Consider the following 12,028-nt stretch of genomic DNA (forward strand, 5'->3'; position numbering starts at 1 on the left):
CCGCTCGCTACCCACCGAACCAGGAGCGCACATGATCCCGATTCTTCATCGCAGCGTCCTTTCCCTCGCCCTGTTGCTGAGCCTGGCGGCCTGCCAGCGCGACCAGGCCGCCGAGGCCGCGACCGCCCGGGCGGCGCCGGCGCAACAAGCCACGCACCAGGTCAAGAGCGAACTCGGCGAGGTGCGCGTCACCGAGATCGCCTCGGGCTTCGAACATCCCTGGGCGGTCGCGTTGTTGCCCGACGGCGGTTTCCTGGTCACCGAACGTCCCGGCCGCCTGCGGCATGTCGCTGCCAACGGGGCGATTTCGGCGCCGATCTCCGGCGTACCCGCGGTCTGGGCCGAGGGCCAGGGCGGTCTGCTCGATGTCGTGCTGTCGCCCGACTTCGCCAGCAGCAAGCGCATCTACCTCAGCTACGCCGAGCCGGGCGACAACGGCAGCGCCGGCACCGCGGTGGCCTCGGCGACGCTGGGCGACGCGGCCCTGGCCGACGTCAAGGTGATCTACCAACAGCAGCCCAAGCTCGTCGGTCCGAATCATTTCGGCTCGCGCCTGGCCTTCGACAACCAGGGGCATATCTTCATCACCCAGGGCGAGCGCCAGCAGCGCATGGCCTCGCAGGAACTCGACAAACTGCAGGGCAAGCTGGTGCGCCTGAACCTCGACGGCAGCGTGCCCGAGGACAACCCCTTCGTCGGCCGACAGGATGCGCGCCCGGAAATCTGGAGCTATGGCCATCGCAACATGCAGTCGCTCGCCGTCGACCCGCGCACCGGCACCGTCTGGGAGGCCGAACACGGCCCGCGCGGCGGCGACGAGATCAATCTGCCGCAGCCCGGCAAGAACTACGGCTGGCCGTTGATCACCCACGGCATCGACTACAGCGGCCTGAAGATTTCCGAAGCCCAGGGCAAGGAAAAACCCGGCCTGGAATCGCCCTATCACGTCTGGGAAAAATCCCCGGCCCTGTCCGGCATGGCCTTCTATACCGGCCAGCCCGGCTCGGCCTGGAACGACAGCCTGTTCCTCGGCGCCCTCGCCGACGGCAGCCTGATCCGGCTGAGCCTGGACGGCGACAAGATCGTCAAGGAAGAGCGACTGCTCAAGGAACTGGACTGGCGCATCCGCGACGTGCGGGTGTCGGCGGACGGAAAGGTGTATGTGCTGACCGACGAGAACGAGGGCAAGTTGCTGAGGTTGGAGCCGCCGGGCAAGAAGTGATGATTGAGGTTGGGGTTGGCGGTTGTGGCTGATGACTGACGGTTGGCGTTATTGCCGTTGCCGTTGCCCTTGCCGTGATTTTGTCCTGCTTCGATTTGTGGTTTTGCTTTGCCGCTTTGCCGGTAAACAGAAGACCCGGAGGGCGGCCCGCACGGATGCGGGCCGTGCGCAAGCAGGCCATGGATGGCCTGTCTGGAGCATCCCTGCGTCGGCTTCGATCGTGCGGGCTTGTGCCCTTGCAAGGAGAAGCACTTTTCTTTGGTGACTTTCTTTTGTTGCTTTGGACAAAAGAAAGTTACCCGCCGCTTTAGTGGCGGAAGCTTTGGGTTTGATTTTGATCTGCAGTGGCGGATCGAGGCGCCGCCAGACCGCCGCAGCTATGTCGCGGCTCGCGCCGCTCCTACCCTGACGAGCTGCCGACGGCATCGGCGCAAGATTGAGGGGTCGCGGTCGCGACTTACGTCGCTCCTACAGGGGCGTTTTCGCGGCATGCATTGGCTGGCTTGGCCTTTGTAGGAGCGACGTAAGTCGCGACCCCGGGGCGCGCAGAGACGACCGGCCGCCGCCGCTCGCTGAGGCGGTGCGCTTCCGCCAGGGTAGGAGCGGCGCAAGCCGCGACCGTTATGTCTCGATCTTGCGTCGTCTTCGGAGGCGCCCTGTAGGAGCGACGTAAGTCGCGACCGCGGGACGCGCGGAGACGACCGGGCCGCCGCCGTTCGCCGAAACGGCGCGCTTCCGCCAGGGTAGGAGCGGCGTAAGCCGCGACATCGCTGTGGCGGTTTTATGACGTCCCTCTCTCGTCTGAGATCAACATCAAGATCAAACCCAAAGCTTCCGCCACTAAAGCGGCGGGTTACTTTCTTTTGTCATAAGCAACAAAAGAAAGGTACCCAAAGAAAAATGCTTCTCTTTGAATCACAGGCCCGCACGAGCGGTGCCTCCGCAGGGATTTTTCATACGAGACATCCCTGTCCCGATGAAAAACGGCCCGCATCCCTGCGGGCCGCCCTCCGGGTCTGCGATTGCCTTCGCAAGGTCGCAACGACGCACAGCAACAACAACACAACATCTTTACGGCAACCGCAACGGTAGCCAAAGACGAAGGCTAAGCGGCAGCTCCGCCGCTTCCGTCAACGACACCCTCGACTCATCCCACAAAAAAAACCGCCCCCTTTCTCAAGGGGCGGTTTTTGATTGCCAAGAGCCGAAGCCCTACGACTCAGGACTTCTGTTTCGCCCTCGCGAACGCATCCGCCAGGGCGCCGCCCATCGGTGCGGCGGCCTTCGGGGCGAACGAGCCGCCGCGTGCCGGTGGGGCGTCGCGACGGCCGCCGCGCGGGTCGTTGCCGCGGCCGCCGTTGCGGTCTCCGCGTTCGCTGCGTTCGGCGCCCGCGCCCGGCGGACGCGGCGCCGGAACGGCGTCGTCGAGGCGTCGGGTCAGGGCGATGCGCTTGCGCGGGATGTCGACTTCGAGCACCCGCACCTTGACCACGTCGCCGGCCTTGACCACTTCGCGCGGGTCCTTGACGTACTTGTCCGACAGGGCCGAGATGTGGATCAAGCCGTCCTGATGCACGCCGATATCGACGAAGGCGCCGAACGCGGCGACGTTGCTGATCACGCCTTCGAGGATCATGCCGACCTGCAGGTCCTTGAGGTCCTCGACGCCGTCGGCGAAACGCGCGGCCTTGAACTCGGGACGCGGGTCGCGGCCGGGCTTTTCCATTTCCTTGAGGATGTCGCGCACGGTCGGCACGCCGAACTTCTCGTCGGTGAACGCTTCGGGTTTCAGGCTGCGTACGAACTGCGGGTCGGCGAGCAACTGCTTCACCTCGCGCCCGCACTGCTGGACGATGCGTTCGACCACCGGATAGGCCTCCGGGTGCACCGAGGAAGCGTCGAGCGGCTGTTCGCCGCCGACGATGCGCAGGAAGCCGGCGCATTGCTCGAAGGTCTTCTCGCCCAGGCGCGGCACCTTGAGCAGGGCCTTGCGCGAGGCGAACGGGCCGTTCTCGTCGCGGTGGCGGACGATGTTCTCGGCGACCGTGCTCGACAGGCCCGACACCCGCGCCAGCAGCGCCGCGGAGGCGGTGTTGACGTACACGCCGACCGCATTGACGCAGTCCTCGACGCGGGCGTCGAGCGCTCGCGCCAGGCGATACTGGTCGACATCGTGCTGATATTGGCCCACGCCGATCGCCTTGGGTTCGATCTTGACCAGTTCGGCCAGCGGGTCCTGCAGGCGCCGTGCGATCGAGACCGCGCCGCGGATGCTGACGTCGAGGTCGGGGAACTCCTTGGAAGCGAATTCGGAGGCCGAGTACACCGAGGCGCCGGCCTCGCTGACCACGGCCTTGGTCAGTTTGGCTTCCGGCAGGAGCTTGATCAGGTCGGCGGCGAGCTTGTCGGTCTCGCGCGAGGCGGTGCCGTTGCCGATGGCGATCAGTTCGACCCCGTGCTTGAGGCACAGCGCGCGCAACGTGTGCAGGGACTGGTCCCACTGCTTGCGCGGCTCGTGAGGGTAGATGGTGTCGTGGGCGACGAACTTGCCGGTCGCGTCGACCACCGCGACCTTGACCCCGGTGCGCAGGCCCGGGTCGAGACCGAGCACCGCACGCGGGCCGGCCGGCGCGGCCAGCAACAAGTCCTTGAGGTTGTCGCCGAACACGTCGATCGCCTCGGCCTCGGCCTTTTCGCGGGCCTGCCCGAACAGGTCGAGCAGCAGGTGCAGGTGCAGCTTGGCGCGCCAGGTCAGACGGCAGGCGTCGAGCAACCAGCGGTCGGCGGCGCGGCCCTGGTCGGAGATGCCGGCATTGAGCGCGACCCGGCCTTCGGCGTAAGCATGGCCGGTCTCGGGATCGGCGCCGGGCTCGAGTTCGAGGAACAGCACTTCTTCGCGGCGGGCGCGGAACAGCGCCAGCAGGCGGTGCGAGGGAATCTTCGCCAGCGATTCGGCGTGGTCGAAGTAGTCGCGGTACTTCGCGCCCTCGGCCTCCTTGCCTTCGGCGACGCGGGCGCGGATCACCCCGACCTCGGTCAGCCAGCCGCGCAGTTCGCCGACCAGCCTGGCGTCTTCGCCCCAGCGTTCCATCAGGATCGCGCGCGCGCCGTCGAGCGCGGCCTTGACGTCGGCGACCTGTTTTTCCTCGCTGACGAAACCGGCGGCGAAGACCTCCGGGCTCAGGGTCGGGTCGGCCAGCAGGCCGTCGGCGAGCGGCTCCAGGCCGGCCTCGCGGGCGATCTGCGCCTTGGTCCGACGCTTGGGCTTGTACGGCAGGTACAGGTCCTCCAGGCGCGCCTTGCTGTCGGCCGCCTCGATGTCGCCGCGCAACTCATCGGTCAGCTTGCCCTGCTCGGCGATGCTTTCGAGCACCGCGGCGCGGCGGTCTTCGAGCTCGCGCAGATAGCGCAGACGCGATTCGAGATCGCGCAGCTGGATGTCGTCGAGACCGCCGGTCACTTCCTTACGGTAGCGGGCGATGAAGGGAACGGTCGCGCCTTCGTCGAGCAAGGCGATGGCGGACAGGGCCTGGGCGGTCTGGGCGCCGATCTCGGCGGCGATGAGTTGGGCGATCTTGTTGGCGATCGGCGCGGACTGCGTGTTCTTGTCTTGCATCGTTTCCAGTCGTTTAGCCCCGCTGACGGGGGACCGGGCGATTGTCGCAATGCCGGCGTGAACGCGAAACCCATTGACAGGGCAGGGTTTTTCGGGACGGGCGGACGGGAGCGAGCGGTCAGCAGAGCCGTCGCCGGTCGCGGTGCCGCTCTCGCTCACTCCTCGCTCCTCTCCATTCGCTCCTCTCCATTCGCTCCTCTCCATTCACTCCTCTCCACTCATTCCCGCCTTTAAGAACCGTTCTCATCGCTCGGGTACAATGAGCGCCCCGCTACACCCGAAACGATCCTCGCATGTCCTCCGCTTTTGGCACCGAGACGGTGCTGGACGTCCGTCACTGGACGGACGACTACTTCAGCTTCACCACCACCCGCGACGACGGTTTCCGCTTCGAGAACGGCCAGTTCGTGATGATCGGGCTGCAGGTCGAACAGGCGGATGGCTCGCACAAGCCGCTGCTGCGCGCCTATTCGATCGCCAGCGCGAACTGGGAAGAGCAGCTCGAGTTCTTCAGCATCAAGGTGCCGAACGGCCCGCTGACCTCGCGCCTGAAGTCGATCCAGCCCGGCGACAGCGTGCTGATCGGGCGCAAGCCCACCGGCACCCTGCTGATCCACGACCTGCACCCGGGCCGCAACCTGTACCTGCTCGGCACCGGCACCGGCCTGGCGCCGTGGCTGTCGGTGATCAAGGACCCCGAGACCTACGAGCGCTTCGACAAGGTCGTGCTCTGCCACGGCGTGCGCAACGAGAAAGACCTGGCCTACCGCGACTACATCGTCAACGAACTGCCGCACCACGAGTTCCTCGGCGAGCAGATCGCCGCCAAGCTCAAGTACTGCCCGGCGGTGACCCGCGAGCCGTTCGAGTACGCCGGCCGCGACCAGCGCGGCCGCCTCACCGAGATGATGGAAAGCGGGCGGATGATGGACCTGCTCGGGATCGAGCCGCTCGACCCCGAGCACGACCGTGCGATGATCTGCGGCAGCCCGCAGGTGCTGGCCGATTTCCGCGGCGTGCTCGACCAGCGCGGCTTCATCGCCTCGCCGCGCATCGGCACGCCGGGCCAGTACGTTTTCGAGCGCGCTTTCGTCGAGAAGTAAGCCGGCCCGGCCGGCCTGGGGCCGCGATATCCTGCATGAGCAGCGACGCCGTTGCGTGGGCGCGATCGCGGCTTGGGCCGCTTCTACCCCGGCTGCTCCTACCCCGGCCGCTCCTACCCCGGCTGCTGCTACCCCGGCCGCGCCGACTCAGGCCGCGCGCCGCTCCTGGCGCAGCGCGCCGCGATAGCGCCGGCTGCAGGGGATGCGGGTGCCGTCGCTCATGGTGATGCGCGCATCGCCGCTTTCGAGCGGCTCGATCTCGCCGACGCAATCCAGGTTGACCATATAGCTGCGGTGCACGCGCACGAAGCGGGCGGGATCGAGCTGGGTCTCGATGCTGGCCATGGTGGTGCGCAACGGATAGTCGCGGCCGCGCAGGTGCAGGTTGACGTAGTTGGACGAGGCCTGCAGCCATTCGACCTCGGCCGCGGCGATCAAAAATTCCTTGCCGAGCTTGCGCACCAGGAAGCGCTCCGGCCGTTCCGGCGCGGCCGGTTCCGGCGCGTCGTCGGCGACCGTCAGCACGCTGGCCTCGCCCTGCCAGCGCCGCATCAGCAGGCGATAGGCCTCGATCCACAGGACCATATAGGCGTAGGAGCGCAGGTCCTTGAGGTATTCGTAGAGGTACTCGGTCGCCCAGGGGCTGAAGTCGTAGCTTTCGCCCAGGCCGGCGTACACCGCCTTGCGGATCGCGACCATGCCGGTCACGTGCGCGACCGACCAGGCCACGCTGCCGAGCAGGTGCAGCGACAGGGCGCGGCGCCAGGTATCGACATGGAACGGGACCTGGCGCGTGTACCAAACCAGCGCCGGCACCAGCGCCAGCGCGACCAGGCAACTGCTGCCCTCCCACACCGGCGGCGCCCAGGCCGGGATGTCGAGGCCGGCCCGGCGGATGTCCATCAGGGTGGTCAGGCTGCCGGCGACCGCGTTGACCGCGAACAGGATCACCCAGCCCAGGATCTCGACGGTGCGGCGCCAGGGTTGATAACGGTCCCAGGCGCTCGGCGGGACCGCCGGATGGGCCGGGTGGATGGCGGTGGCGCTCGCGTCGGCCGCATGGATCGGGGAAACGTGGTGGCTCATGCGCGCATTCTCGCCCGGCGGCCGTCGGACGCGACGACCGGTCGTCCCCCGGGACCGCGATTCGTCCCCGCGGACCGCCACCGGTCACCCCGCCGTCGCCGGCGAGCGCCGGTCGCCACAGGCTGTGGGCTCCGCCACTGCCGTGACCGCCCATGCCACGCCGATACGACATCGACGCCCTGCGCGCCCTCGCCTTCGCCCTGCTGATCCTCTACCACTGGGGCATGCTCTACGTCGCCGACTGGGGCTGGCACCTCAAGAGCCCGCATCTGTCGGAGGCGCTGCAGCTGCCGATGCTGTTCGTGAACCGCTGGCGCATGGACCTGATCTTCCTGATCTCCGGCCTGTCGGTGCACTTCCTGCTGCGCGACAGCTCGCTCGGCCGCTTCCTGCTCCAGCGCAGCTGGCGCCTGCTGCTGCCGCTGACCTTCGGCTGCCTGGCGATCGTGCCGATCCAGCCGTATGCGCAGGGCGTGGCGAACGGCCTGGTCGAGCCGGGCTTCATCGACTTCCTGTTGCGCTATTACCGCTTCCAGCCCTGGCCGGCCGGCGCCTTCGACGGCTGGGAGTACGGCTTCACCTGGAACCACCTGTGGTACCTGGCCTATCTGTGGGTCTACACCCTGGTGTTCGCCGCGGTGTTGCCGCTGTTCCGCAACCGCACCGGCCGCCGCGCCCACGCCGCGCTGGCGGGGCTGCGCGGCTGGATGCTGATGGTGCTGCCGGCGCTGCCGCTGGCGCTCGGCTCGATCCTGCTGCAGCCGCATTTCGAGGAAACCGGCGACCTGATCCACGACTGGTACCGCCACGCGATCTATTTCAGCGTGTTCCTCTACGGCTATTGGCTCGGCAACGAGGCCGGCCTGTGGCGGGAATTGCTGCGCCTGCGCCGCCGCAGCCTGGGCTGGGCGTTGGCGCTGTTCGCGGCCTATCTGGCGATGATCCGGCTGTTGCCCGAGGAGGTGCCCGACGGCGTGCAATACACGATCTGGATCGTGCGCAGCCTGTACATCTGGACCGCGATCTGCGCGATCCTGGGCTGGTCGCACCATCTGCTCAACCGCCCGTTCCGCTGGCTGCCCTGGGCCACCGAGGCGGTCTACCCCTGGTACGTGCTGCATCAGAGCCTGATCGTACTGATCGCGTATTGGGTGCTGCCGTTGAAGCTGGGCGCCGCGGCCGAGCCGGCCGTCGTCCTGCTTGGCACGGTGCTCGGTTGCTGGGCGTTGCACGGAGCGATCCGGCGGGTACCCTGGCTGCGGCCCTGTTTCGGCCTGAAGGCCAAGCGCAGTGGCGACCGGCCGCAGCTGGCGGCATCGAGCAACGTCGCGCCGCGGCAGTCGGCGGAAGCCACGTGATCGCCGATAGCTGAGAGGGCGCGACAGCTTCGGGGTAGGAGCGGCGCAAGCCGCGACCGCGCAGCTTCGGCCGCCGGCGCGCTAGCGGCTCGCGCCGCTCCTACCCGGTGAAGTGCTTGCTTCAGCCCAGCGCTTTCTCGATGTCGGCGGCGATCGATTCGGGCTTGTCGGTCGGCGCATAACGCTTGATCACCCTGCCATCGCGGCCGACCAGGAACTTGGTGAAGTTCCACTTGATCGCGTCGATGCCGAGAAAGCCGCCCTTCTCGTCCTTGAGCCACTTCCACAGCGGATGCGCCTGGTCGCCGTTGACGTCGATCTTGGCGTACATCGGGAAGCTCACCTCGTAGGTCAGCGAGCAGAATTCCTTGATCTCGGCCTCGTCGCCGGGCTCTTGGTGGCCGAATTGGTCGCAGGGGAAGCCCAGTACTTCGAAACCGCGCGCGGCATAGTCGCGCTCGAGTTTTTCCAGACCGGTGTATTGCGGAGTGAAACCGCACTTCGAGGCGACGTTGACGATCAGCAGCACTTTGCCGCGATAGCGATCGAGCGACTGGTTCTGCCCGTCGATGTCGACGGCGGAGAAATCGTAGGCGGTGGTCATCGCGGGGACTCCCTGGGGACTGGATGCACCATAACGCTTCGCGGTGGCGGTGTCTGGGGGCTGGATGCGGCTTGGCGATCGCGGCCAAAGATTCGGGCGCGGACTCGCGCCGCCGTCACGGTTTCAGGTCTGCCCTGGCGTCCTTGGTGTCGCCGTCATCCCCCGCCTGCGCGGGGATGACGAGATTGCAGGTGCGACTCCCTGCTGCAACGCTCTTTCCGCCATCCTTGCCAGGTGAGGTCCAGGGCCCTACCGAAACATGACTCTGAAATCTCACCGGCCCGACCAGGGCGCACAGTGCCCGGGCGTTCATGGATGCGCGAGCCAGTGGCTCTCAAGCGCATCCACTCACCCCATAAAAAAAGAACGACCCGCACAAGGCGGGCCGTTCGTAAGGCTACATGCGGGCTCGGCTCAGAACGAAGCCTTGAACTCCGCACCGACGATGCGCGGGTCGTTGACGAAACCGACCAGGTTGTTGAAGTCGATACCGCCGACCGCACGCTTCTCGTTGAGGATGTTGCGGCCGTACAGGGCGACGTCGTAGCGGCCGTTGTCCCACTGGTAGCCGATGCGCAAGCCGCCTTCGAGCAGGTCCTTGCCGCGGAACTCGCGGGCCTCGTACAAGAAGAAATTCACTTCGCTGCGGTAGGCCCAGTCGGTGTAGACGTAGAACTCGTTGCCGTTGGCGAGCGGCAGGCTGTAGCGCGCGGTGAGGTTGTAGACCCACTTCGGCGCCTGCGGCAGCGGGTTGCCGTCGATCGCCGCGAGGGTCTGGCCGTTGCGCACCACGGTCGGGTCGGTGACGGTGCAGCCGCCGCCGCAGGGAGCCACGAACAGGTTGCCGTCCTGGATCTCGGTGTCGTTGTAGCTCGCGCCGAAGGTGACCATCAGGTTGTCGGTGAGGTAGGCGTCGAGGTCGACTTCCACGCCCTGACCAAGAGTCTTGTCGGCGTTGACCAGGATGGTCTGGTTGAGCGCGCCGCCGACCGCGTTGAGCTGCTGGTTGTCGACGGTGTAGCGGAACAGGGCCACGCCGAGACGCGCGCGCTTGTCCCACAGGTCGGCCTTGAGGCCGGCTTCGTACGAGATCACCTTTTCGGCGTCGGCGACCGACGGCTGCGGCGGGGTCTGGAACAGCAGGCGGCCCTGGATGCTGGGCGCGCGGAAGCCCTTGGCGATGCGCGCGTACAGATTGATGTCCGCGGTGGCCTGGAACACGCCGCTGATGTCCCAGCTGACGTCGTCCACGTCGGTACGGACCTTGAACGGGCCCGAGACCGGCGCACCGAACGGAGCGCTCTGCAGCACGCTGGCGCTGAAGTCCTTCTTGTCCTGGGTGTAGCGCAGGCCGCCGCGCAGCTTGAAGCGCTCGCTCACCTCGTATTCGAGCGAACCGAACGCGGCCCAGGCCTTGTTGCGCTGCTTCTGCTGGGCATGACCGGCCTGCACGCCGCCGGCCAAGGTGTCGTAGTTGAGGCTGTCGACGGTGATGTCTTCGTCGAAGTAGAACAGGCCGGCCTGCCAGTTGAGCGGGCCCGCATAGCTCGATTCGATGCGGAATTCCTGGGTCCACTGACGGTGGTCGGGCAGGCCGTCGGCCGACTCGGCGGCGAACGGTATGCCGGCCGGGGTGCTGCCGCCGGGCAGGAACATCGCGCCGACGCCGCCGTCGATGTCGCCGCGGCTCAGCGAGTCGGCGGTTTCGTAGCCGGTGATCGAGTACAGAGTGAGGTCGTTCGGCAGTTCCCAGCTCAGGCGCGCGCTGGCGCCGTAGCTGTCGAGCTCCTGCGAGTTGCGCCCGTCGATGCCGACCTCGTCGATGTCGAAACCGTCGGCGAAATCGTTCGTGCCCTTCTTGAACAGCATGGCGCGGAACAGGCGCGCGGTGCCGTTGAGGTGGCGCGAATGCACGTTGAACAAGGCGTTGAAAGTGTCGCTGCCGTCGTACTGCAGCTGCAGGCGCACGGCCGATTCGTCGTAGCCTTCGAGTTCGCCGTTGCCGCGCGCGTTCGGGTTGGTGTTGGTCACCCAGTCGTCGCGGCGCTGGTACATCGCCGACGCGCGCGCCGACCAGTTGGCGCTCAGCGGGCCGCTGATCGCGCCTTCGAAATTGGTGGTGCCGTAGGTGCCGTAGGACACCTGGCCGTAGCCTTCCAGCTCGCGGGTCGGCTTGGCCGACTCGAACTTGACTACGCCGGCCGGGGTGTTGCGGCCGAACAGGGTGCCCTGCGGGCCGCGCAGCAGTTCGACGTTCTCCAGGTCGAACACCGGGAACCCCTTCAGCAGCGGGTTCTCCAGGACGATGTCGTCGTACACCAGCGAGACCGGCTGCGAGGCGTTGAGGTCGAAGTCGGTATTGCCAAGCCCGCGGATGTAGAAACGCGGGAAGGCGCGGCCGAACGAGGACTCGATGTTGAGGCTCGGCAGGCGGCCGGACAGGAAACGGATGTCGCCGCCGCCGGAGCCCAGCACGTGCAGCTTTTCGCGGTCGACCGTGGTCAGCGCGACCGGGACGTCCTTGGCGCGTTCGACCTTGCGCTGGGCGGTGACCATCAGCGCATCGAGGGTCTTGGCCTCGCCTTCGGCGGGCGCGGCCGCGGCGGGCACGGGCTCCTGGGCGAAAACGGTAGCGGAAGCGAGGGTCAGGCCGATTGCGACGGCCAGGGCGTGACTACGGGGCGCAGGGCTGCGGAGAGCACGCAAGTGCTGGAACATGGTCGGGTTTCTCGATGGACGCGGCGCGTGGGGCGCCAGTTCGTGGGAAACCGCCGTCGCCCCGCGCCCTCGGGCACGCGCGTACGGCGATGGGCGATCGGGCCGTCCCTTGACGGCCGTGGCGCGGACTGCCCGCGCCGGTGGCGGCTCATTGACCGACGAATGTTACCAAATCATTAAAGAGCCTGTGCTCGAATGGCCGGCCGGCGGGACTCGGGATTCGGAATTCGGGACTCGGGATTCGGGATTCGGGATTCGGGATTCGGGATTCGGGATTCGGGATTCGGGGCTCGAGGCTTCGAGGCTTCGAGGCTTCGGGGC

7 protein-coding genes are annotated in these 12,028 nt (G+C 67.1%); 3 read left to right on the top strand and 4 right to left on the bottom strand.

The window, feature by feature from the left end; genetic code table 11:
- Positions 1-31: 31 nt before the first annotated feature.
- Positions 32-1,222, top strand: a complete 1,191-nt coding sequence (locus AC6CH2_RS04775) for a PQQ-dependent sugar dehydrogenase (protein WP_498268139.1) — start codon at positions 32-34, stop codon at positions 1,220-1,222.
- A 1,219-nt stretch (positions 1,223-2,441) separates the two neighbouring features.
- Here AC6CH2_RS04775 and AC6CH2_RS04780 read toward each other — a convergent pair.
- Positions 2,442-4,838, bottom strand: a complete 2,397-nt coding sequence (locus AC6CH2_RS04780) for a Tex family protein (RefSeq protein WP_498268140.1) — start codon at positions 4,836-4,838, stop codon at positions 2,442-2,444.
- A gap of 293 nt (positions 4,839-5,131) precedes the next feature.
- Here AC6CH2_RS04780 and AC6CH2_RS04785 point away from each other — a divergent pair, with 293 nt between their 5' ends.
- Positions 5,132-5,941: a ferredoxin--NADP reductase gene (locus AC6CH2_RS04785; protein ID WP_498268141.1), complete on the top strand. Its 810-nt coding sequence runs from the start codon at positions 5,132-5,134 to the stop codon at positions 5,939-5,941.
- A gap of 147 nt (positions 5,942-6,088) precedes the next feature.
- Here the strand turns inward: AC6CH2_RS04785 and AC6CH2_RS04790 are convergent, their stop codons facing one another.
- Positions 6,089-7,027 carry a LytR/AlgR family response regulator transcription factor gene (locus AC6CH2_RS04790; protein WP_498268142.1) on the bottom strand — a complete coding sequence of 313 codons (939 nt, stop codon included), beginning with the start codon at positions 7,025-7,027 and terminating at the stop codon, positions 6,089-6,091.
- A gap of 152 nt (positions 7,028-7,179) precedes the next feature.
- On the opposite strand from AC6CH2_RS04790, the gene AC6CH2_RS04795 reads away from it, so the two are divergent.
- A complete protein-coding gene (locus AC6CH2_RS04795; RefSeq protein ID WP_498268143.1) occupies positions 7,180-8,385 on the top strand; it encodes an acyltransferase family protein in 1,206 nt (401 codons plus the stop codon).
- 121 nt (positions 8,386-8,506) lie between these two features.
- Here the strand turns inward: AC6CH2_RS04795 and AC6CH2_RS04800 are convergent, their stop codons facing one another.
- Both AC6CH2_RS04800 and AC6CH2_RS04805 read right to left on the bottom strand, forming a co-directional pair.
- Positions 8,507-8,989, bottom strand: a complete 483-nt coding sequence (locus tag AC6CH2_RS04800; RefSeq protein ID WP_435396877.1) for a glutathione peroxidase — start codon at positions 8,987-8,989, stop codon at positions 8,507-8,509.
- 414 nt (positions 8,990-9,403) lie between these two features.
- Entirely contained in the window at positions 9,404-11,695 is a 2,292-nt protein-coding gene (locus AC6CH2_RS04805) for a TonB-dependent receptor (RefSeq protein ID WP_498268217.1), read from the bottom strand.
- Positions 11,696-12,028: the final 333 nt, after the last annotated feature.

Source organism: Lysobacter sp. GQ73 (genome assembly GCF_059758755.1).

What these genes read in the sequence shown, in the direction of transcription:
- AC6CH2_RS04775 (WP_498268139.1), top strand. Translation starts at nt 32, where the DNA reads ATGATCCCGATTCTTCATCGCAGCGTCCTTTCCCTCGCCCTGTTGCTG.
- AC6CH2_RS04800 (WP_435396877.1), bottom strand. Translation starts at nt 8,989, where the DNA reads ATGACCACCGCCTACGATTTCTCCGCCGTCGACATCGACGGGCAGAAC.
- AC6CH2_RS04795 (WP_498268143.1), top strand. Translation starts at nt 7,180, where the DNA reads ATGCCACGCCGATACGACATCGACGCCCTGCGCGCCCTCGCCTTCGCC.
- AC6CH2_RS04790 (WP_498268142.1), bottom strand. Translation starts at nt 7,027, where the DNA reads ATGAGCCACCACGTTTCCCCGATCCATGCGGCCGACGCGAGCGCCACC.
- AC6CH2_RS04780 (WP_498268140.1), bottom strand. Translation starts at nt 4,838, where the DNA reads ATGCAAGACAAGAACACGCAGTCCGCGCCGATCGCCAACAAGATCGCC.
- AC6CH2_RS04785 (WP_498268141.1), top strand. Translation starts at nt 5,132, where the DNA reads ATGTCCTCCGCTTTTGGCACCGAGACGGTGCTGGACGTCCGTCACTGG.